Genomic DNA, 23,770 nt, shown 5'->3' with positions numbered 1-23,770 from the left:
TTGAAAAGCTACTTTTATAAATTTATCATTAAGAAGGTGTTTTTTAAATTTTTACATTACTTTTAAAAAACTAACTAATAATAAAAAACTAACTTCAACTAAAAAAATCATGAATTTCTCTTCAACTTCTTTATCAATATCAAAAACAAAACTCGAAATACATAAAGATGCTAAACTCATACTAAAAGAGGCTAAAGCGATCTCAAAAAAACTAGGTGTTATTGATGATGATTTATACAAACATCACACAACAATGACGAATCATTTATATATAGATACTCCTATTCATAAAATGATTAATGCTGTAGTTACTTATGATGTTTTATATTTTATTGATGATTTTTTTGGCGAAGATACCGCAAGTGGTGTACAACCTGACTTTAAAAAAATATTAGATATTTGGACAGGAAAAGAACTCTATTTAAATAGTGAAAACTCTAAAATATCGAATTTATATAATGCTATTTTTTATATAAGCGATGCTGTTAAAAAAGATAGTCCTTCTTATTTTTTTGATAAATATACCGAATCAATAACCGAACATTTATCTTACTCTTTAAAATCAGTTCCTTTTACAACTGTTGATGAGTATATTTATATCAGATTATATACTGGCGGTATGTTTCCTGTTATAGATTTAATAGAATACATGCATTCAATTTATTTATCACCAGAAATAATAAATAAAGTTCCATCAATAAAAAAAATGAGAGAACAATGTGCTTTAATTGGTGCATTATCTAATGATTTATTTTCTTACGCTAAAGAAAAACACAGTGATTATAATTTAATTAATGCTTATCTTATTTCAAATGAAGCTGATAATTATAACGATGCTGTAAATAAATCAATTATAAAAGTAAATACAATTCATACTGAATATGAAGCTACTTTATTACAAACGATGAAAGAAGCAACTTTTTTATCTTCAGTAAATAACAATATCGTTTTAAAATATATTGATGCATTAAATGTAATCATATCTTCAAGTTATCATTGGCAAAAAAATACCAAAAGATATATACATCCTGAAAATGTATTTGAAGATATGAAAGTTTAAAAATTAGGCTACATACTTCGTTTTTTTCATAGTAGTTAACACAAGTAACGAAGCTAAAAAGAAAATTGCTAAACATAATACAGACCATTGCATTGAATCTGTGACAGCATATAATGCTCCATAAACAGAAGTACCAAGTACAATTGCTATTTTTTCAGTAACATCATAAAAACTAAAATAGGTTGCGGTATCTTCTGTTTCTGGTAATAATTTAGAATATGTAGAACGAGTTAATGTTTGTATCGCTCCTTGTACTAAACCTAACAAACCTCCTAATCCGTAAAAATATATAGCTACATTTTCTTGTGATTTATCTAATGAAAAAGCAAAGAAACAAACAATCATCCAAATAACAATTGTAGCTTTTAAAGCTGTAATATTTCCGAATTTACCAGAAATTCTTGAAAAAATATAAGCTCCTAAAATAGCAACAATTTGAACTAGTAAAATAGTAAGAATCATATTAAAAGTTGATAAATTTAATTCTGATGAACCAAAAATAGCAGCCATTAAAATAATAGTTTGTACTCCAATACTTAAAAAGAAAAATGATATTAAAAAACGTTTTAATGTAGGATAATTTAATACTTCTTTATATACTGTTTTTAATTCTCTGTACCCTTTCCATATATAATCATTATCAGGTTGTTTATTATAAATATCATCAGGTAATTTTTTAAAAGTGATTTGCGCAAAACCAATCCACCAAAGCCCAACCATAACAAAAGAAATACGAGAAGCCATTCCTGATGTAATTCCAAATAACTCGGGTTTTTGAATCATTATTAAATTGATAATCAATAATATTACTGAACCTACATATCCATACATAAAACCTTTTGCACTTGCTTTATCTTGTTGTTCAGGCAAAGCTACTTCAGGTAAATACGCATTGTAGAAAACCCAACTTGCCCAAAAACCAATACTTGCTAAAACAGTAAATAAAATACCTATCCAAACAGTATCGATACCTTCAAAAAAGGATAATCCTATTACAGATAAACCTCCCATCCAACAGAAAAATTTCATGAATTTCTTTTTACTTCCTGTATAATCTGCAATACCAGATAAAATAGGAGAAATAAAAGCTACGACCAAAAATGAAAATGATAAGGCATAACTATACAAACTATCAGGATGTTCCCAATCCATTCCTAAAAAACGAACTGTTTTTCCTTTAGTAACGGCACTATAATATAACGGAAAAACCGCCGTACTAATTACTAATGAATAAACTGAATTTGCCCAATCGTAAAACGCCCAAGCGTTAATTAACTTTTTATCTCCTCTTTTGTACATATATCTTATAAATAAAAAAACCGTTCATAAAATGAACGGTTTGCAATATAAATAATTTATGTTGCTATTGCCTTGCTGGCACATTAAATTTAGCAGCTAATTGTTTTGCTTCTGGTAAATAAGCTCTAAGCGTTTGAATACGTGTTTGGTTTGATGGATGTGTACTCATAAATTCCGCAGGTGCTTTTCCTTTTGATAATTTACTCATTCTTACCCAAACCTCAGCAGCTTCACTACCATTATAACCTGCCATTAACATAAAAACTAAACCTAATTTATCAGCTTCTGTTTCATGACTTCTACTAAATGGTAACATTACAAATGTTTGACTTCCTAAACCATACGCCATATTAAAAAGTTGTGCATTTTTACTATTTGCTGTTCCTAAAGCGACTGCAGCACCACCTAATTGTTGTATTCTTCCTGTTGACATACGTTCTTGACCATGTTTAGCAAATGCATGTGCAACCTCGTGCCCCATAACAGCAGCAATACCATCTTCATTAGCACATACTGGTAAAATACCTGTATAAAAAACTACTTTTCCTCCTGGCATACACCAAGCATTTAAGGTTTTATCTTCTACTAAATTAAATTCCCATTTATAAGAATTTGCTTCGGATGTCATTCCGTTGGCTCTCATAAAACGGTCTACTGCTTCAGAAATATTTTTACCAACTCTCTTTATTTGATTTGATTTACTCGTATTAGTCGATAATTTATTCTCTGCTAAAAAACCTTTGTACTGTGCAAAACTTGCTGGTAACACCTGTGCATCACTTACAAAATTAAGACGTTTTCTTCCTGTAATTGGTACAGTACTACATTGCACTAAAAATACTGTTACAATTCCTAAAGCTATAATTCTTTTCATTTCTTTTGTTTTTATTTGTTTTGGCTATAATATATGACACATTTAAAAAATAATGTCACAAAAATACTAAAGAATTTATTTGTTTAAATTTACAAATTATATATTTATATTAAAATTAATTTTATGAATTCTAATACTTCATTTTTATTTCCTCCAAGCTTAATTGTTCCTAAACCTATTATTTTTTCAGCAAAAATAGTACAACTATTCTCTACACATTTAACTGCACAATTAGGTATCAAACTTTTTAGTACTCCTTTAAAATTTTCGATTCCGAAAAGAGAAAAAATAATGCTCACAAGCGCTCAAAATAAAATGATAAACATACCTGCTATCGCTAAAGAAATTGAAGTTTTATCTTACGGATACTCTCAAAAAAAAGTATTACTAGTTCATGGTTGGGCAGGAAGAAGCACCCAATTATTTATGATTGCTGATAAATTATTGGAAAAAGGATACATGGTTATCTCTTTTGATGGTCCTGCGCATGGTAAATCTTCAGGAAAAACAACAGCAATGCCTGAGTTTTTAGAAACTATTACTGAAATAGATAAAAAATTTGGTCCTTTTGAAGCTGCTATTGGGCATTCATTTGGCGGTATGTGTTTATATAATAGTGTTGCTGATAATTTTAAAATCAAAAAACTAGTAACTATTGGCGCTCCTGATAAAGTTTCTGATGTGATATTGAATTTCACTAAAAACTTAACTTTAAAACCTCTTATTGCAAATAAAATGAAATTTTTATTTGATAAAAAATGGGGAATAGATATTGATGTACATTCTTCGAATATCCTTGCTAAAAATATTTTTATCCCTACTTTAATCGTTCATGATACGAATGATGGAGATGTTCCTGTAAGTTCAGCAATACATATTCGTCAAAAGCTACAAAGAGGAACACTTTTAATTACAAAAGGATTAGGACATACTAAAATACTACGTAATCAAAAAGTAACTTCTGATATTGTAAACTTTATTATTCAATAAAAAATGACAAAAATTATATTTACTTTTATTTTAACAATACTATTTAGTTGTACAGGAAATACTCAAAATAAAAAAACATACAAAGTATCAAAGACAACACAAGAATGGAAAACACTTTTAACAGCAAAACAATATTATATTCTTAGAGAAGCTGGTACAGAACGTCAAAATTCAAGTTCTTTAAATAAAAACTACGAAAAAGGAATTTACGTTTGTGCTGGTTGTAAAACACCGCTATATAAATCTGAACATAAATACGATTCTGGCTCTGGTTGGCCTGCTTTTGATAGCGCTATCAAAAAAAATGTTGAACTAGATATCGATTATAAAATTGGCTATGCTCGTACCGAATTAAAATGTAATACTTGTGGCGGACATTTAGGTCATTCTTTTAATGACGGACCAAAACAAACCACAGGAAAACGTCATTGTGTTAATGGAGCTTCTTTAACTTTCATAAAATCAAATGAGTAATCCTTTTTCAATTTAATCTACTAAATAAAATAAATTTATCATTATTTTGTTTAGTAGGTATTTTAAAATATCTACTTCTGTTTCATCAAAAAACATAGGTATTTCCTTTACTTAAACACTTTCAACTTTTTTCATAATCTTTATTTACGGATATCCGTTTTACTTTTTTTTTAAATTTTTCTAAAAAAAATGTTAAAATAATGAGTATAATATTTTACTTCCTTCCTTATTAATATATAACCAATGATTTTAATGTATAAAATCAAAGCTATTATTAATCAAATATAATTTTATGAAAAAAATTACACTTTTATTATTCGCTACACTATGTAGTGGTATTATGTGGTCTCAATCTAAAATATCAGGAACAATTGTAGATACCAGCAATCAACCACTACCAGGAGCTAATATTATTGAATTAGGAACGGAAAATGGAACAAACTCTGATTTTAATGGGAAATTTAATTTAACTATAAAAAAAGGAGCAGCACTAACTATTAGTTTTTCAGGATTTGAAACACAAAAAATAGCAACAAACGGAAAAACAAAATTTAATATTATATTAAAAGAAGGGTTAGAATTGGATGAAGTAGTTATTACAGGGTCTAGAACTCCTGCCAGATCTAATACAAAAAGTGCTTTACCTATAGATGTAGTATCTTCAAAAGATTTACAATCTACAGGACAAGCTACTTTTGATAAAGCTTTACAATATAAAATTCCTTCTTTCAATACCGTACAAACTCCTGTTAACGATGCTACTTCGTTATTAGATCCGTATGAAATTAGAAATATGGGACCTAGTAGAACGTTAGTATTAATTAACGGTAAACGTAAAAACTTAAGTTCATTATTATATACACAAACTTCTCCGGGACGTGGAGAAACAGGTTCTGATATCTCTGGAATCCCTACAGATGCTATTAAATCCGTAGAAGTATTAAGAGATGGAGCTTCCGCTCAATATGGTTCTGATGCTATTGCTGGAGTTATTAATATCATTTTAAAAGACAGTCCTAAATCTGGTTCTGCTACTTTTAGATCGGGTATTACTGCCGAAGGAGATGGTGAAATGTTAGGTGTAAGTGTTAATAATGGTTCTACAATTGGTGATAATAAAGGTTTTATTAATTATACAATAGATTTTTCTAAAACAGCTTTATCAAACAGACCTGGTACGGTAAATGCTGAAGGTGAAGCTGATCCAGATACTGGTTTTGGAGACAAAGAAAATACACTAGCAGAACAAGCTGCTTTATTATCAAATGTTAAAGAATTTTTAGCTAGAAACCCTGATGCTAATAATATTAATGGATCTCCTAAAACAGCAGCTTCAAAATTTAATGTGAATTTTGGTTTTGATTTAGCAGAAAACACACAACTTTATGCTAATGCTGCATATGTATTTAAAAAAGTACATTCTTTTGCTAATTATAGAACTCCATATTGGAGAACTGTAGAAAGCATGCCTTATTTAGCTAATTTTTTCCCTGGAAACAATCCAAACAACGCTGGTGGATACGATGGTTATGCACCAACTTTTGAAGGTGATTTAAATGATTATAATGGTACTATTGGTATCAAAACTAAAGTTAACGACTGGAATGTTGATTTAAGTTTTACCACAGGAGGAAACAGCCAAACATATAAAGTTAACAATTCTCATAACAGAAATGATATCGCTTCTGACCCTGTTTGGACAGATACTAACAAAAACCATACTGTTGATGATGGTGAAATAAGCTTCACCTCTCTTTACAGAGAAAATAGTCCTAGATCATTTGACCCAGGAGGAACTAGTTTTTCTCATAATGTAGGTAACATTGATATTAGTAGAATTTTATCTGAAAAAGTTAGTATTGGTTTTGGAGCAGAATTCAGAAATGAATTATTCGAAGTTATTGAAGGTACAAAAGCATCTTACGCAGGTGGTGGAGCAGATTCATTTGCTGGAAATCAACCTGAAAACTCTGGTAGCTGGAGCCGTTATAATCTTGGAGGTTATTTTAGTTTAGATTACGATGTTAGTGAAGCTTTTTTATTAAGTGGAACTGTTAGAGCTGAAAACTATTCTGATTTTGGTAGTACTTTTATTTATAAATTAAGTTCTCGTTTAAATTTAAACGACAATTTAACAGCAAGAGGTTCTGTTTCTTCAGGATTCAGAGCTCCAACTTTACATCAAATCTACACACAAAAAGCACAATACAGTTTTAGTGGTGGAGGTATTGTTGTTGGTGGTTTAGTTAATAATGTTTCTCCTGAAGCACATGCATTAGGTATAAAAAAATTAGATGCTGAAACATCTACTAACTTTACATTTGGTTTAGGTGGTAAATTAGATAATGGCATTACTTTTACCCTAGATTATTATAATATTGCTGTAAAAGATAGAATTATTTTAAGTACAGAAATAACAGGAACTGATTTTGATGATGATGGTAATAATATTGGTACAACAGCTTTAGATGATGTTTTAAGAGATGGAGGTATAAAAGACCTTAGTTTCTTTGCCAATGCTATTGACACAAGAACTTCTGGATTAGACGTTGTTGTTAGTAAAAAGAACATCAAATTAGGTTCAGGAAAATTAGGTTTAAATTTATCAGGAAACTACACTATTGAAAACAAGCGTACAGGAAGTGTAAAAAATCCTTCTTTAATTCAAAATGCTGGTCAATCTGTAGTTAATGCTACTCAAGAAGCTTTATTTTTTACGTCACGTCCTCAAACAAAATGGATTTTAGGTGCTAATTATGATATTGGTAAGTTTGGTTTATCTTTAAACAATACTTATTTCGGAAAAACAAAATTTCAACAAGATGGTTTAAACTCTAATATTAGCACTGAATTTACACCGAAAGTTGTTACAGATTTAGGAATAAACTTTAGCGCAACTGATAAAATCACTATTGCTTTAAATGTAAATAATATATTAAATGTATTACCTGAATGGAAGTTTAAAGCAAACAATGCTACTGGACAAGCAATTATGGATGATACTACAATTACCGCATCTGGATTAACACAAATTGAAAATGAATCTAATGCTATAACTTTCAACCAACGTTATTCACAAATGACGTATGATGGATATCACTTTAGCCAATTAGGTACAATGTTTAATTTATCTGTAAATTACCAATTTTAAATAATTAAAAATAAACTATTAATTCTCATTAATCGTTTGTAATTATTTTTATAGAAAGTCGAAATCAATATGATTTCGGCTTTCTTATTTTTAAAAAAGATTATTTTGAAGCAATTTCCCGCTTTCCGCACTCGCTTTTTTTTGAAGAAAAATCAAAAAAAGAGCTCAAACAATTGCTTCAATCGGGGCTAGGAATTTGTACTATTATTTAAATTCATTACACTTATCATAATTAAAACTGCTATTATTAGGTACAAAAAAAATCCTAAGTAAAAACTCAGGATTATATATATCGTTAAAATATATTATTCGTTATGCATAAAGCGTTGTTTTGCTAACAACTCTTCTTCAGTTTCTACATTATCATCATCAGGAACACAACAATCTACTGGGCAAACTGCCGCACATTGAGGTTCTTCATGGAAACCTTTACATTCTGTACACTTATCAGCAACGATAAAATATATTTCATCAGAAATTGGCTCTTGATCCTCTTCTGCATTTGCTTTTGTTCCGTTAGGTAAAACTAAATCTCCCTTCAAATCAGTACCTTCTGAATATTTCCAATCATCTGCACCTTCATAAATTGCTGTGTTAGGACATTCTGGTTCACAAGCCCCACAATTTATACACTCATCTGTTATAATAATTGCCATAATTAATCTGTTTCAGTTTTGTAACTTTGCTTGCAAAAATAGTTCCAAATTAATTTAGAAACAATATAAATGGGTGTAATACAAAACAGAATCAATGCTTTTATAAAGTTAGGAGTTTTTTTAGAGCAATTTTCTCAAAAGAAAATTGAAAAGAAGGAAAACATTGCACATAACGATTTGTTTTTTGATGGTTTTAAGCATCAATTAAAAATAGCTGGCGAAAACAATAAATGGTTTACCAATGAAAACTTATTGTTTGCCATTGAAAGTTGGACAAAAGCCTTATCCGAAGAAAATATTCAAAAATGGATTTCCAAAGAAAACTTAGGAACCAATAACCCTAAAAAAGTTGCCATTATTATGGCAGGTAATATTCCATTAGTTGGGTTTCATGATTTTTTATCTGTTTTAATTTCTGGGCATAGTGCGTTAGTAAAACAATCATCAAACGATAAACATTTATTGCCTTTTTTAGCAAAATATTTAGAGTATGTTGAACCTCAATTAAAAGGAAAAATAACCTTCACTGAAGAAAAATTAACCGATTTTGATGCAGTTATTGCTACAGGAAGTAATAATACTGCACGTTATTTTGAATATTATTTTAAAAACAAACCGAGTATTATTCGAAAAAGCAGAAACTCTGCAGCTGTTTTAACAGGAAAGGAAACTAAAGAAGATTTTGAAAATTTGAGTGATGATATATTTCGTTATTTTGGATTAGGATGTCGTTCAGTTTCAAAATTATTTGTTCCTAGAAATTATGATTTCGAATCGTTTTTTAAAGGAATGTACAATAAACATGAAATAATTAACAACGCCAAATACGCTAATAATTACGATTATAACAAAACAGTCTATTTAATGAGCGAGTTCGATATTTTAGAAAATGGCTTTTTAATGATAAAAGAAGACGAAAGTTACACCTCGCCTATCGCTACTATTTTTTATGAATATTATGATAATGCCGAAGATTTAAAAATAAAACTTTGGGAAGAAAGAGAAAAAATACAATGCATTGTTGCCAATAATTTTATCGAAAATGAAATTTCTTTCGGTCAAACACAGCATCCTGAATTATGGGATTATGCCGATGGCGTAAATACTTTAACTTTTTTATCAGAAATTTAAAGATGAACTTCCTATAAATTTTGCACCTTTGTTATCTATAAAACAACATCAGTAATGAAAAAACATAACTTTAGCGCAGGTCCTTGTATTTTACCTGAAGAAGTTTTACAAAAAGCTTCACAAGCAATTATCAATTTTAATGATGATAATTTATCATTAATTGAAATTTCTCACAGAAGTAAACCTTTTGTTGATGTTATTGAAAATGCGCGTAGTTTAGCATTAGAATTACTAGGTTTAGAAAACAAAGGTTACACCGCTTTATTTTTACAAGGTGGTGCAAGTAATCAATTTTTAATGACTGCTTATAATTTATTAAACAAAAAAGCAGCCTATTTAAATACAGGAACTTGGAGTTCTAAAGCAATAAAAGAAGCAAAATTATTTGGAGAATTAATTGAAGTTGCTTCTTCAAAAGATAAAGACTTTAATTATATTCCTAAAGAATATCAAATTCCTACAGATGTAGATTATTTTCATTGTACAAGTAATAACACCATTTACGGAACACAAATGAACAGTTTTCCTGAAATAGATGTTCCTTTAATATGCGATATGAGTTCTGATATTTTTTCACGTCAGTTAGATTTTTCAAAATTTGATTTAATTTATGCAGGCGCACAAAAAAATATGGGTCCTGCAGGAACAACGCTTGTTATTATCAAAGATGAAATTTTAGGAAAAGTAGAACGCGCTATTCCTTCTATGTTAAGTTATCAAGCTTTTATCGATAAAGAAAGTATGTTTAATACGCCGCCTGTTTTTGCGGTTTATACCTCGATGTTAACATTAGAATGGTTAAAAAACTTAGGCGGAATTCCATTTATTGAAAAAGTAAACAAACAAAAATCAACACTTTTATATGCTGAAATCGATAGAAATTCTCTTTTTAAAGGAAGCGTTATAAAAGAAGATCGTAGCCATATGAATGCTACTTTTAACATTACATCCGAAGCTTTAAAAAACAAATTTGATACGCTTTGGAAACAAGCAGCTATTAATGGTTTAGACGGTCATAGAAGTATTGGCGGATATCGCGCTAGTATGTACAACGCCTTACCTTTGTACAGTGTACAGGCTTTGGTGGATGTGATGCAAGAATTAGAAAGAACAAGTTAATTAGTTACGTACAAAATTATCAATTGAAATTACCAACTAAAAGAATACACTTTTAAATGAAAATATTAGTAAACGACGGAATCTTAGACGGTGGTAAAGCTACCCTAGAAAATGCAGGATTTGAAGTAATAACAACAAAAGTTGCTCAAGAACAATTAGACAATTTTATTAATGAAGAAGAAATTAATGTAATTGTCATCAAAAATAATACAGAAATTCATTCTGAACTTATCGATAATTGTCCTACTTTAAAACTGATTGCAAATGCAAGTACAAGTAATGATAATATCGATGTTATTTATGCTGAAGAATGCGGTGTACAAATAGTTAATGTTTCTGAAGCTAGTTCAAATGCTGTTGCAGAATTGGTTTTTGCTCATTTATTAGGAATGGCTCGTTTTTTACACCAAGCTAATAGAGAAATGCCTTTAGAAGGTGATATGAGTTTTAATGCCTTAAAAAAACAATTTTCTGCAGGTACAGAAGTACGTGGAAAAACTTTAGGTATTATCGGAATGAATATTGAAGGGCAACAAGTAGCAAAAATCGCCTTAGGTTTGGGTATGAAAGTAATTGCTTACGATCTTGAATTTGGTGATTCGATAACAATTCCTGTTGAATTTTACAACGGACAAGTTATTGATATTGAAATAGATTTTACAACTGCTGATGATTTATTAAAAGAATCAGATTTTATTACGGTACATTTAGCATCCGAAGAAAATCATGTAATTGGCGTTAAAGAATTTGAAAAAATGAAAGATGGTGTTGGTTTTATCAACGTTGCTCAGAGTGGTTTAGTTGATGAAATTGCTTTAATAAATGCCATCGAAAGCGGAAAAGTACAATGTGCTGGTTTAGATACTTTTGAAAATCAACCAAGACCTGAAATTCAACTATTAATGAATGCTGAATTATCTTTAAGCCCTAATATTGCTTCTTATACCGTAGAATCACAACATAAAATTGGTACGGAATTAGCAAATAAAATTATTAATTCTTTACAAGCATAAATTAAGTTATTAATGGCAATTGTACAACCGTTTAAAGCTGTTAGAGCTACCAGAGATAAAGTTACATTAGTGTCTTCTAAATCTTATGAAATTTATAGTTCAGAAATGTTAAATGCTAAATTAGCCTTTAATCCATATACTTTTTTGCATGTTATTAACCCTGGTTATAAATATCAGAAACAAGATATTGCAGAAGAACAACGTTTTAAATTGGTTCACAATCGTTATTTAGAATTTAAAGATGATGGAATTTTTAAAAAAGATACGGTAGCTAGTTTTTATATTTATCAAAAAATAACAGATACCGAATCTTTTTGTGGAATTATAGCCACAACATCAGTAGATGACTATCATAATAATGTTATAAAAAAACACGAAGGAACACTTCAAGAAAGAGAATTATTATTTGAAAATTATTTAAAAAATACTGGTTTTAACATTGAGCCTGTACTACTTACTTATCCTGATAATAATATTATTAATTCGATTATTAAAAAATATCAAACAAAAAGAGCAGAATATGAATTTTCAACAACAGATAAAGATAAACACCTATTGTGGGTTGTTGATAATGAAAATGATATACAAAAAATAACAAATGCTTTTTCTGAAATAAGTACCTTATATATTGCTGATGGACATCATCGGTCTACTTCTGCTTGTTTGTTAGCTAAAAACTTAGCTAAAGAAAACCCTGAGCATACAGGAAAAGAAAACTATAATTTCTTTATGAGCTACTTATTACCTGAAAGCCAATTAAGTATTTATGAATTTAATCGATTTATAAAAGATTTAAACGGCTTAACTCCTGAAGAGTTTTTAATAGAATTAGATACTTTTTTCAGAATAGAAAACAGAGGTCAGGAACTATACAGACCTAAGCAAAAGCATCAATTTAGTATGTATTTAAATGGGCAATTTTATGCATTGCATTTACGAATATCAAGATATGAATTTACCAATGCGCTAAGTAAATTAGATGCTCAAATTTTATATTCTACCGTTTTAAAACCTATTTTAGGAATAGAAAATATTCGAAATGCATCTAAAATTTTATATTCACAAGATAAATCGGATGGTTTAGAATTAAAAACAAAAGTTGATCTTGGTGATTTTAAAGTTTCTTTTGGGATGTTACCAACTTCAATTAATGAACTGAAAGAAATTGTAGATGCCGATATGCTTATGCCTCCAAAAACAACGTATATAGAGCCGAAATTAAGAAGTGCTTTAACTATTTATGAATTTTAAGACAAAGAAACAATGACAGGAATTAAAGAAAATCTTGACAAAATAAAAATAACAATTCCAGAAAATGTAACTTTAGTTGCTGTTTCTAAAACAAAACCAATTACTGATATTCAAGAAGCATACGATGCAGGACAACGTGTATTTGGCGAAAATAAAATTCAGGAAATGGTTACCAAATTTGATGCTTTACCAAAAGATATCGAATGGCATATGATTGGGCATTTACAAAGTAATAAAGTGAAATATATGGCTCATTTTGTTGATTTAATTCATGGTGTTGATAGTTTTAAAACCCTGAAAGAAATTAATAAACAAGCTAAAAAACACAATCGTGTAATTAACTGTTTATTACAAGCACGTATTGCAAAAGAAGAAACTAAATTTGGTTTGTCATTTTTAGATATTGATACAATTATTTCATCCGAAGAAATTTTAGCACTACAAAACATAAAAATTGTAGGTTTTATGGGGATGGCTACTTTTACTGATAATCAAACACAATTACAAGATGAATTTACATCTTTAGCTGATTTCTTCAAAAATAAACAAGAAACAGCACTAAAACCAACAATCCTTTCAATGGGAATGAGTGGTGATTATCAATTAGCTATAAAAAATGGTAGTAATATGGTAAGAATTGGTAGCGCTATTTTTGGAGTTCGAAATTATATTGTTTAAATTTACATTAATCACCGCTAAATAGAAAATATTTGTACGCAATTTTAGACATTGAAACAACAGGAGGTAAATTTAATGAAGAAGGTATTACAGAAATTGCGATTCATAAATTTGATGGGCATCAAGTTGTAGACCAATTTATTAGTTTGGTCAACCCTGAACGAGAAATTCAAGAGTTTGTTGTTAAATTAACAGGAATTAATAGTAATATGCTTCGTAATGCACCCAAATTTCATGAGGTAGCAAAACGAATTCTTGAAATTACAGAAGACTGTATTATTATAGCACACAATGCGAGTTTCGATTATCGAATTTTACGTACAGAATTTGACCGATTAGGTTATGATTATCAAAGAAATACACTTTGTACCGTAGCACTTAGTAAAAAACTAATTTCCGAAGCACCTTCTCATAGTTTAGGAAAATTATGTCGATTTATTGGCATACCAATGTCAGACAGACACAGAGCCAATGGAGATGCTTTAGCAACCATACAATTATTCAAATTATTATTAGAAAAAGATGTTGATAAAAATATTATTCAGCAATCAATAAAATACGCAGATAACAGACACGTAAAGCAACGTTATTTAAAAATATTAGATAAATTACCCGAAAAAGAAGGTGTTTTTTATGTACATAATGAACAAGGTAATATTATCTTTATAGGTAGAGGTCAAAATCTTAAAAAAGAAGTTAATAAACTGTTTTTAAAAGAGACTCCAAAAGGATTGAGTATCATTAAAAGAGTACATGATATTACTTATCAAGAAACAGGAAACCTACTTTTTACACGAGTAAAATATCATTTAGAGTTACTTAAATTAAGACCTAAATATAATGTTATTCGTAAGCCAAAAATATCTAATAAAAATTTTAATCACGATAACTTATTAATTATTGATAAAGGAAGAACTCCTGAAGAACATGCTGTTATTTTAATCGAAAACAATATTGTTATTGGCTATACTTATACAAGTTTAGCATTTCAAGAAAATCAATTAGCTATTTTAAAACCGATGTTAACTCCTATTGAAAACAAAGAATTAGCAAAAACAATTATTAAAAACTATTTACTTAGAAATAAAGTAGCAAAAATAGTACGATTACCTCTTGAAAACTAACAAGTAAAATCGACTAAAAAAAAATTTCACTTGAATAAAAACATTAAAAACTGGAAAGATAACCTTCATGAAATAATTTATGAAGCCGATACTCCTGCTGGGAAATTATTTGATATTGTTTTATTAATTGCCATACTTGCCAGTATTTTATTGGTAATGTTAGAAAGTGTAGAAAGTATTAATTCAAAACATGGAGCTCTTTTAAATATTTCAGAATGGGTAATTACAATACTTTTTTCAATAGAATATGTTGTTAGAATTATATCTATAAAAAAACCAACAAAATATATTTTTAGTTTTTATGGAATTATAGACCTCCTTTCTACGCTTCCTAAATACCTTGCTATTTTCTTTACAGGAACTCACAGTTTAGTTGCTTTAAGAGCATTGCGTTTATTACGTGTTTTTAGAATTTTAAAACTAGCTCGTTTTGTTGGAGAATCGAATAATTTTATGAAAGCATTAAAAGCAAGTAGAACTAAAATTACTGTTTTTTTGTTTTTTGTATTGATTTTATGCGTTATTTTAGGAACAATAATGTACTTAATTGAAGGCGGTGAAAACGGCTTTACAAGTATTCCAAGAAGCGTTTATTGGGCAATTGTAACCTTAACAACTGTTGGTTACGGAGATATTGCACCGCATACACCTTTTGGACAATTTGTTGCTAGTATTATTATGATTTTAGGATATGGAATTATTGCTGTTCCTACAGGAATTGTAAGTTCTGAAATGGTAAAAGTAAACGATATTAATTTAAACACACAAGCATGCTTAAACTGTTCTTCTGAAGGACATGATGACAATGCGCTTTTTTGTAATCACTGTGGAAGTAAATTACACAATTAAAATGAAAAATACACTAATAACTATTGTAGGTGCAACCGCTATTGGAAAAACTGCACTAAGCATAAAACTAGCGCAACATTTTGGTTGTGATATTATTTCTTGTGATTCTCGTCAATTTTTTAAAGAAACAACCATCGGAACAGCAGTTCCTGATACTGATGAACTTGCTGCTGCACCACATCATTTTATTCAAAATAGAAGTGTTTTTGAAGAATATTCAGTCGGACAATTTGAAAAAGATGCACTCGCTAAATTAGATGAACTTTTTATTAAAAACCCTGTTCAAATTATGGTTGGCGGTAGCGGATTATATGTTGATGCCGTTTTAAAAGGTTTAGATTATTTTCCTAAAGTAGATGCTTCAATAAGAACAACACTAACAAAGGAATTAGAAGAAAACGGAATTGAACCACTTCAAAAGAAACTAAAAGAATTAGATATTGAAACCTATAACACTATTGCAATTGATAATCCACATAGAATAATGCGTGCATTAGAAATTTGTATTGGTACAGGTAAAACATATGCTTCTTTTAAAAATAAACCTAAAGCACCTCGTAATTTTCAGTCGATAAAAATTGGATTAACTGCCGATAGAGAAATTATGTACAATCGTATTAATAAACGAGTAGGTATTATGATGGAAAACGGCTTGTTAGAAGAAGCTAAAAATATGTATCCTCATAAAGATTTAACAGCATTAAAAACTGTTGGATATCGTGAATTATTCGAATATTTTGACAATAATTTTACCAAAGAATTTGCTATTGAAGAAATTAAAAAGAATACGCGTCGTTTTGCTAAAAGACAAGGAACTTGGTTTCGAAAAGATAAAGAAATAATTTGGTTCGATTTTCAAGAAAATACACAAAAAATTATAGAAACTTTAGACGCTAAAATTTAATATATTTTTATTGATGGATGTTTATTCTAAAGATTTACAATTACAATACGAAGGATTTTTAAAAACACCTTTTCTATGGAATGGAAAAGGTGTTTTTGATTTATATCAATTTGATATAAATACAATTAAAACTAGTATTTTTTCTACTGAAATTACAAAAACACCTCGCTTAGGAAAATTAGTAGAACGTTTTGTTTCTTTTGAACTTCAACAAAATTCAACTATTAAAATACTTACTGAAAACATACAAATTCAAGAAGAAAAAATAACACTTGGCGAACTAGATTGTTTACTTCTAAAAGATGAAAAACCGATTCATTTAGAAATTATTTATAAGTTTTATTTATATGATAATTCAGCAAGTAAAATAGAAATTGAACGCTGGATTGGTCCTAATAAAAAAGATTCTTTAGTTCAAAAATTAACAAAACTAAAAGAAAAACAATTACCACTACTCCATTCTAAACAATGTATTCCTTATTTAAAAAATCTAAATTTAGATGCTGAAAAAATAGCACAACAACTCTATTTTAAAGCACAATTATTTGTTCCGTTAAAAGATTATGGAAAAGAATTTCCTTTAATAAATAACAATTGTATTATCGGTTTTTATGTTACTTTACTTGAATTAAATCAATTTAAAGAATGTAAATTTTATATTCCTAATAAACATAATTGGCTAGTACAACCTCACACCAATATTAATTGGTTGAATTTTAATGATTTCACAACAAACCTTCAACAGTTTTTAAGTGAAGAAAGAACTCCGCTTTGTTGGTTGAAAAAAACAAACGGAGAGCTCATTAAAATTTTTGTAATTTGGTGGTAAATTATTCTTTAAAATATAAAAATATTATTTCTTGCAAAAAAGCCTAGCCCCGATTGAAGCAATTGTTTGAGCTCTTTTTTTGATTTTTCTTCAAAAAAAAGCGAGTGCGGAAAGCGGGAAATTGCTTCAAAAAATATATAATTAGGCTTTTCTAGAAACTGTTTTTACAGATCTTTTTCGTGATGTTATAAAATAAACTCCTGTCAATAAAACGATAGAGGCTATTACAGATTGTTCGGTTAATTGCTCGTTTAACAAACTCCATCCTAAAAACATAGCTATAACAGGGTTTACATAAGCCGATGTAGCTACTTTTTCTGGAGAAACATTTTTTAATAAATAATTAAATGCTGTAAAAGCTACAATACTTCCAAAAATTATTAAAAATAACATAGATCCTTGTGTTTTGTATGACCATTTTAATGGTGATATCCACGTTTCATTAAACACAAAACTTGCTACCGCTAGTAAAAAACCCGCTATTAACATTTGATAACCTGTACTAACTAAATGATTTTTAGGTAAATTTGCCTTAGACACAAAAACACTACCGTAACTCCAACTAAGTACACAGGTTAAAATCATAAAAATACCTAAAACGCTACCTTCTGAAGTAGTAATTTTTTGCTGACTAACCAATAAATACATTCCAAACAAACCTAATAAAACACCTATAATCGATTTTTTCTGCAATCTTTTACCATCTATTAAACGCAATAAAAATAATACAAATAAAGGTTGTGTTGATGCCAATAAAGCAGCAAAACCACTATCAACATATTTTAAAGCCCATACAAAAACACCATTTCCGTAAACTAAAAATAAAAAACCTGCAATAGCTGAATTTATAAACTGATTTTTAGTTATTTTTAAAGGTAACTTCATCAATTTAGCTATTATAATAATTATTAAACCCGCGCTAAAAAAACGAATTGAACCTAAAAATAAAGGTGGAATTTCGGTAACGGCTATTTTATTAAATAAATAAGTTGAACCCCATATTATGTATATCGAAAAAAAAGCTCCGATAACCAATAGTTTAGCATTTTTCATTTCCGTATAATTTTAAAAGTAAATGTACTATAATTAAAATTTATAAATTATTTATAAATTAACCTTTTATAGAACAACTTTTATAAATTTCTTCATACATCGGTAATATTTTTTCCAAAGAAAAAACTTTAATATGTTTTTTTGCATTCTCTTTAAATTCAGCTAAAATAGCTTCGTTTTTTAAAATTTTGATAGCATTTACAGCCATATCATTTATATCTCCAAGATTACTTAAATAACCTGTTTTACCATGAATATTTACCTCAGGTAATCCTCCACAATTTGTAGAAATAACAGCCGTACTAGCTGCCATTGCTTCCAAAGCTGCTAAACCAAAACTTTCTGTTTCTGAAGGCAATAAAAAAACATCTGAATAACATAATATTTTAGCTACTTCATTACTATTTCCTAAAAACAATACTTTATCTTCAATATTTAACTTTTTCGATAAATTTTCTGCTTTTAAACGCTCAGGTCCATCGCCTACCATTAATAATTTTGAAGGAACTTCTTTTTGAATTTTATTGAAAATTTCAATAACATCTTCTGTACGTTTTACAGGACGAAAATTACTAACATGTGTTACTATTTTTTCTTCAGGTGTTGCTAAAGCGATACGTTTACAATCTCCTTGATGCGCTTGATTATACTTTTCACCATCAATAAAATTATAAACTACTTTGATATCTTTTTCAATATTAAACAAACGTAAGGTATCTTCTTTTAAACTATTAGATACTGTAGTTACCTCATCGGATTGATTAATACTAAATTCAACAGCTGTTTTATATGTTGGATGACTTCCTACTAAAGTAATATCAGTACCGTGTAAAGTTGTTACTACTTTTACGTTAATATTTTTTTCTTCCAACATTTTTTTAGCCATATACGCAGCATATGCGTGTGGAATAGCATAATGTACATGTAAAACTTCCAGTTGATGCTTTTCTACAACCTCAACCATTTTACTTGATAAAGCTAATTCATAAGGTTGATATTGAAATAATGGATACTCTTCTAAAACAACTTCATGAAAATGTAATCGATGTGAAAAAAAATCTAATCGAACAGGTTGATTATACGTTATAAAGTGTACTTCATGTCCTTTATCTGCCAAAGCCATTCCTAGCTCTGTCGCTACAACTCCACTTCCTCCAAAAGTCGGATAACATACAATTCCTATTCTCATAATTAAGTTTGATTTAAAAATATTTATCAATGTAAATTTACAATATTACACACGCTTTATTATTAAAAGCATAAAAAAATCCTGCTATAAAGCAGGATTTTAATTTTATATAAAAAAGAAAGATTTAGTAATCTCCTAATGTTTCAGGGTTTTGAGCTAATGATTCTGCTAATTGCTCATCATTAGGTGCTTTACCATGCCAAGCATGTGTGTGCATCATAAAATCAATTCCGTTACCCATTTCTGTATATAATAATACACAAACTGGTTTTCCTTTACCTGTACGAGATTTTGCATCAGCCATTCCACTTAAAATAGCTTCAACATTATTTCCTTCTCTTATTTCTAATACATCCCAACCAAAAGCTTCAAATTTAGCTTTTAAGCTTCCCATTGCTAATACTTGGTCTGTTGTACCGTCAATTTGCTTTTCGTTAACATCAATAGTTGAAATTAAATTATCAACTTTTTTTCCTGATGCATACATTGCAGCTTCCCAGTTCTGACCTTCTTGTAATTCACCATCACCATGTAATGTATATACAATTTTGTCATCTCCGTTTAACTTTTTAGCCTCTGCTGCTCCAATAGCAACACTCATACCTTGTCCTAAAGAACCCGAAGCAATACGAATACCTGGTAAATGGTCATGAGTTGTTGGATGCCCTTGTAAACGTGTGTTTAATTTTCTAAAAGTAGCTAATTCTGCTACTGGAAAAAAACCACTATGTGCTAAAACACTATAGTAAACTGGCGATATATGCCCATTTGATAAAAAGAATAAATCTTCTTTATTACCATCCATCTTAAAATCAGTAGAATAATCCATGATTTCTTGATACAAACATGTTATAAATTCTGCACATCCTAATGAACCACCTGGGTGTCCTGAACTTACTGCATGTACCATTCGAACGATGTCTCTACGAACCTGTTGTGTAAAATCTTGAAGTTGTTGTGTTGTTGGCATTGTTGTTTTGTTTTGTCTTGGCAAAAGTAACGGTTTATAAAACAATTGCCAATTACTTTTTTTAAGTTTTTTTCTTTTTCTTTTTTGCAGCAGGAAAAAGCACATTATTTAAAATTAAACGATATCCAGGTGATGTTGGATGTAAATCTAATTCTGTTTTCGGATCGCCTATTCTATGTTGATAATCTTCAGGATCATGACCTCCATAAAAAGTAAACATTCCTTTTCCTTTTGTGCCGTGTATATATTTTCCTTCTCCATTTGTCGGATTTTCTCCTAAAATCATCACTGTTGATTTTATCGTATTTTCATCAAAAGATGTTGTTTGCCCCATAAACCCTTTGACTAATTGTGTATGATTTTGGGTTAACATAGTAGGAACTTGATCCCATTTTGCAGAAAATTCTTTCAATGTAAAATAATCAACTTCTTTTTTAATTTTACGTTTTCGAGTCATATCAATAGAAGAAAACTCATAAATTGTAGGATTACGAAATAATTCAAAATCTTTAAAAGCAAATGTTTTATTAAAATCTATTTTTGATTGATAATTAACTTCTGAAGCATCTCCATCAAACATTCCTTCACAAATATCAACACCATCGGCGGCTAAAGAAATATCAAAACTATCAGTTGCCGAACACATTGCAAACATAAAACCTCCTCCAATTACATAGTCTCTAATTTTTTTAGCAACAGCACTTTTTTCTTCGGATACTTTAGCATATCCTAATTTTGTTGCCAATGCTTCTGCGTCTTTTTTCTGTTGAATATACCAAGGAGCAGTTCTAAAAGCTCCATAAAAACGTCCATATTGTCCTGTAAAATCTTCGTGATGTAAGTGTAACCACTCGTATAACAACAATTTATCATTTAGTACCTCTTCATCATAAATTACATCAAACGGAATTTCAGCATACGTTAATACCATTGTTACGGCATCATCCCAAGGCATTTTTCCTTTTGGAGAATACACCGCTATTTTAGGTGCTTTTTCAAGCGTAACCGCTTCTTGATTTTTAGAAGGTGATGAAATTTCTTCTAATATTAATTGAGCTTTAGCATCTGAAATAATTTGATAAGAAACTCCTCGAATTTTACATTCTTTTTCTAGCGAATTATTATTTTCTAATAAAAAAGCACCGCCATCATAATTTAATAACCACTTTGATTTTAAACCGTTTTCTAAGGCATAATAAACAATTCCGTAGGCTTTTAAATGGTTTTTCTGATTTTCATTATTCATAGGCACGTAAATAAACGATGCCCAAATAGAATTTGAAATTAATAAAAATAGGACTATGTGTAGTGTTTTTTTCATACTAAAAACTAAAATACACAATTACTAAGTAGCAATTGTGTATTTTATATATTTTTATAAAAAATTATTAGTTCGAATTATTTTTTCTTCAATATCAAGAAAAATAGGAAAGCGAATCCGTCAAACTGAATTTATTTCAGTTTCACATCCTGATTTGCCAAAGTTCTTCGCTTTATGCGATGCTGAAATAAATTCAGCATGTGATGCTAGAAAACTCACTAAAACGGAACATCATCATCACTAGGACCAAAAGCATCTTCAGGTGAAGCAAAACCATTTGAAGGTACTTCATTATTAAACCCATCGGTAATACTAGCATTCATACTCGATTCAAATTCACTGCTAATTCCTTCTTCTAAATCTGAAAACAACGCTAAATGTCCTGTAAATTTTAAACGAATATTATCCATTCCACCGTTACGATGTTTTGCTACAATAAATTCTCCTTGTCCTTCACATGGCGTATGATCATCATCATCCCATTCGGTCATTCCGTAATATTCTGGTCTAAAAATAAACGAAACAATATCGGCATCTTGCTCAATTGCTCCAGATTCACGTAAATCAGAAAGTAATGGACGTTTTGAACCTCCACGAGTTTCCACGGCACGTGATAACTGAGATAAAGCAATTACAGGAATACTTAATTCTTTTGCTAATGCCTTTAAATTTCGTGAAATAGTTGATATTTCTTGTTCTCGATTTCCTCCAGAACCTCCTGCAGTCATTAATTGTAAATAATCGATTACAATTATTTTAACATCGTGTTGCGATACTAAACGTCGTGCTTTTGCACGTAAATCAAAAATTGAAAGTGCTGGTGTATCATCAATAAAAATAGGTGCATCAGAAAGTTTTTTAACCTTTACATTTAACTGTTCCCATTCATGAGGTTCTAAATCTCCTTTACGTAATTTTTCAGATGTTAAGCCTGTTTCCGAAGAAATCATACGGGTAATTAACTGTACTGATGACATTTCTAATGAAAAAATAGCAACGGCATTATTAAACTGAATTGCCATATTTTTAGCCATCGAAATTACAAAAGCCGTTTTTCCCATACCAGGACGCGCTGCAATAATAATTAAATCGGAAGGTTGCCAACCAGATGTTAAAGCATCTAATTTTGTAAATCCTGTTTGCAAACCACTCATTCCTTCTTTACCAGAAATTTCTTGTATTCTGTTAATAGATTGCTGTACTAATGAGTCGGCTTTTTCTGCTCCTTTTTTAAGATTCCCTTGTGTTACTTCAAATAATTTCCCTTCGGCTTCGTCTAATAAATCAAAAACATCAACAGTTTCGTTATAAGAGTTTTCTATTATTTCTGAAGAAATAGTAATTAATCGACGTTGAATATATTTTTCTAAAATAATACGTGAGTGAAACTCAATATGTGCCGAAGAAGCTACTTTTTGAGTTAAACCTATTAAGAAAAAATCACCTCCAGCTACATCTAACTTTCCGCTTTTCTTTAATTGATTAGATACAGAAAGTAAATCAATCGGCTCAGAATTTTGAAAAAGTGTATAAATAGCTTGATATACCTCTTGATGTCTTTTATCATAAAAAGATTCAGGTGTAAGAATATCGATTACCTCATCAATTCCTTTTTTATCAATCATCATAGCACCCAAAACAGCCTCCTCTAGCTCTAAAGCTTGTGGTGGTAATTTTCCTTTTTCAAGACTAACAGTTCTAGCACTATTAGTTTTTGTTCCTCTGAATGATTGAGTTCGTTCCATGGTGCAAAGATAATTTTTTAAGATGAAACTTTTAGTAGCTCTCTTTAACTTTATTTATCGAAAATTTCAACAAATAAAATAGTCATTTTT

Annotated in this window: 21 protein-coding genes; 13 read left to right on the top strand and 8 right to left on the bottom strand. The window is 29.4% G+C overall.

The genetic code is table 11. The features are described 5' to 3' along the window. Positions 1-109: 109 nt before the first annotated feature. Positions 110-1,060: a terpene synthase family protein gene (locus tag AB0T67_RS01030; RefSeq protein ID WP_369218762.1), complete on the top strand. Its 951-nt coding sequence runs from the start codon at positions 110-112 to the stop codon at positions 1,058-1,060. 3 nt (positions 1,061-1,063) lie between these two features. Here the strand turns inward: AB0T67_RS01030 and AB0T67_RS01025 are convergent, their stop codons facing one another. Beyond that, on the bottom strand, positions 1,064-2,359 hold the full coding sequence (locus AB0T67_RS01025; protein WP_369218761.1) for an MFS transporter: 1,296 nt from the start codon (positions 2,357-2,359) through the stop codon (positions 1,064-1,066). Between the two features lie 64 nt (positions 2,360-2,423). Beyond that, the gene (locus tag AB0T67_RS01020) at positions 2,424-3,233 is read right to left on the bottom strand and encodes a M48 family metallopeptidase (protein ID WP_369218760.1); all 810 of its coding nucleotides are present in this window, start codon (positions 3,231-3,233) and stop codon (positions 2,424-2,426) included. 123 nt (positions 3,234-3,356) lie between these two features. Between AB0T67_RS01020 and AB0T67_RS01015 the strand changes: the two genes are divergently transcribed. The 3 genes from AB0T67_RS01015 to AB0T67_RS01005 all read left to right on the top strand — a co-directional run bounded on the left by AB0T67_RS01015 (position 3,357) and on the right by AB0T67_RS01005 (position 7,848). Continuing rightward, positions 3,357-4,223 carry an alpha/beta hydrolase gene (locus tag AB0T67_RS01015; protein ID WP_369218759.1) on the top strand — a complete coding sequence of 289 codons (867 nt, stop codon included), beginning with the start codon at positions 3,357-3,359 and terminating at the stop codon, positions 4,221-4,223. Between the two features lie 3 nt (positions 4,224-4,226). Continuing rightward, the gene (gene msrB, locus AB0T67_RS01010; RefSeq protein WP_369218758.1) at positions 4,227-4,697 is read left to right on the top strand and encodes a peptide-methionine (R)-S-oxide reductase MsrB; all 471 of its coding nucleotides are present in this window, start codon (positions 4,227-4,229) and stop codon (positions 4,695-4,697) included. A 292-nt stretch (positions 4,698-4,989) separates the two neighbouring features. Further along, positions 4,990-7,848, top strand: a complete 2,859-nt coding sequence (locus AB0T67_RS01005) for a TonB-dependent receptor (protein WP_369218757.1) — start codon at positions 4,990-4,992, stop codon at positions 7,846-7,848. A gap of 305 nt (positions 7,849-8,153) precedes the next feature. Here the strand turns inward: AB0T67_RS01005 and AB0T67_RS01000 are convergent, their stop codons facing one another. After that, positions 8,154-8,504 (bottom strand): 4Fe-4S binding protein, encoded by a 351-nt coding sequence (locus tag AB0T67_RS01000; protein WP_369218756.1) that lies wholly within the window; start codon positions 8,502-8,504, stop codon positions 8,154-8,156. 69 nt (positions 8,505-8,573) lie between these two features. Here AB0T67_RS01000 and AB0T67_RS00995 point away from each other — a divergent pair, with 69 nt between their 5' ends. Genes AB0T67_RS00995 through AB0T67_RS00955 form a run of 9 tightly spaced genes read left to right on the top strand, consistent with a single transcriptional unit; the run spans position 8,574 to position 17,402 of the window. Then, entirely contained in the window at positions 8,574-9,635 is a 1,062-nt protein-coding gene (locus AB0T67_RS00995) for an acyl-CoA reductase (protein ID WP_369218755.1), read from the top strand. A 54-nt stretch (positions 9,636-9,689) separates the two neighbouring features. Then, a complete protein-coding gene (gene serC / locus AB0T67_RS00990) occupies positions 9,690-10,754 on the top strand; it encodes a 3-phosphoserine/phosphohydroxythreonine transaminase (RefSeq protein WP_369218754.1) in 1,065 nt (354 codons plus the stop codon). A 56-nt stretch (positions 10,755-10,810) separates the two neighbouring features. Continuing rightward, positions 10,811-11,767 (top strand): NAD(P)-dependent oxidoreductase, encoded by a 957-nt coding sequence (locus AB0T67_RS00985; RefSeq protein WP_369218753.1) that lies wholly within the window; start codon positions 10,811-10,813, stop codon positions 11,765-11,767. Between the two features lie 12 nt (positions 11,768-11,779). Continuing rightward, positions 11,780-13,018, top strand: coding sequence for a DUF1015 domain-containing protein (locus AB0T67_RS00980; protein ID WP_369218752.1), 1,239 nt, complete (start codon positions 11,780-11,782; stop codon positions 13,016-13,018). 12 nt (positions 13,019-13,030) lie between these two features. Continuing rightward, positions 13,031-13,696: a YggS family pyridoxal phosphate-dependent enzyme gene (locus tag AB0T67_RS00975; protein ID WP_369218751.1), complete on the top strand. Its 666-nt coding sequence runs from the start codon at positions 13,031-13,033 to the stop codon at positions 13,694-13,696. 32 nt (positions 13,697-13,728) lie between these two features. Continuing rightward, positions 13,729-14,820, top strand: a complete 1,092-nt coding sequence (locus tag AB0T67_RS00970) for an exonuclease domain-containing protein (RefSeq protein ID WP_271230104.1) — start codon at positions 13,729-13,731, stop codon at positions 14,818-14,820. 30 nt (positions 14,821-14,850) lie between these two features. Then, entirely contained in the window at positions 14,851-15,669 is an 819-nt protein-coding gene (locus tag AB0T67_RS00965) for an ion transporter (RefSeq protein WP_369218750.1), read from the top strand. Position 15,670: 1 nt separating this feature from the next. Then, on the top strand, positions 15,671-16,573 hold the full coding sequence (miaA, locus tag AB0T67_RS00960; RefSeq protein ID WP_369218749.1) for a tRNA (adenosine(37)-N6)-dimethylallyltransferase MiaA: 903 nt from the start codon (positions 15,671-15,673) through the stop codon (positions 16,571-16,573). Positions 16,574-16,586: 13 nt separating this feature from the next. Further along, positions 16,587-17,402, top strand: a complete 816-nt coding sequence (locus tag AB0T67_RS00955; RefSeq protein WP_369218748.1) for a DUF1853 family protein — start codon at positions 16,587-16,589, stop codon at positions 17,400-17,402. 141 nt (positions 17,403-17,543) lie between these two features. On the opposite strand, the gene AB0T67_RS00950 is transcribed toward AB0T67_RS00955, so the two are convergent. The 5 genes from AB0T67_RS00950 to dnaB all read right to left on the bottom strand — a co-directional run bounded on the left by AB0T67_RS00950 (position 17,544) and on the right by dnaB (position 23,680). Further along, positions 17,544-18,455 (bottom strand): EamA family transporter, encoded by a 912-nt coding sequence (locus AB0T67_RS00950; RefSeq protein WP_369218747.1) that lies wholly within the window; start codon positions 18,453-18,455, stop codon positions 17,544-17,546. A gap of 58 nt (positions 18,456-18,513) precedes the next feature. Continuing rightward, on the bottom strand, positions 18,514-19,644 hold the full coding sequence (bshA, locus tag AB0T67_RS00945; protein ID WP_369218746.1) for an N-acetyl-alpha-D-glucosaminyl L-malate synthase BshA: 1,131 nt from the start codon (positions 19,642-19,644) through the stop codon (positions 18,514-18,516). Between the two features lie 124 nt (positions 19,645-19,768). Beyond that, positions 19,769-20,614: a transketolase gene (locus AB0T67_RS00940; protein ID WP_369220480.1), complete on the bottom strand. Its 846-nt coding sequence runs from the start codon at positions 20,612-20,614 to the stop codon at positions 19,769-19,771. 61 nt (positions 20,615-20,675) lie between these two features. Further along, positions 20,676-21,860 carry an asparagine synthetase B gene (locus AB0T67_RS00935; RefSeq protein WP_455432249.1) on the bottom strand — a complete coding sequence of 395 codons (1,185 nt, stop codon included), beginning with the start codon at positions 21,858-21,860 and terminating at the stop codon, positions 20,676-20,678. 293 nt (positions 21,861-22,153) lie between these two features. Then, the gene (gene dnaB / locus AB0T67_RS00930) at positions 22,154-23,680 is read right to left on the bottom strand and encodes a replicative DNA helicase (protein WP_369218744.1); all 1,527 of its coding nucleotides are present in this window, start codon (positions 23,678-23,680) and stop codon (positions 22,154-22,156) included. Positions 23,681-23,770 lie beyond the last annotated feature (90 nt).

Origin of the sequence: Tenacibaculum salmonis (assembly GCF_041053065.1) — a bacterium.
In the GTDB taxonomy this organism is placed as follows: domain Bacteria; phylum Bacteroidota; class Bacteroidia; order Flavobacteriales; family Flavobacteriaceae; genus Polaribacter; species Polaribacter pacificus_A.
This window is presented reverse-complemented; position numbering and strand designations above follow the sequence as displayed.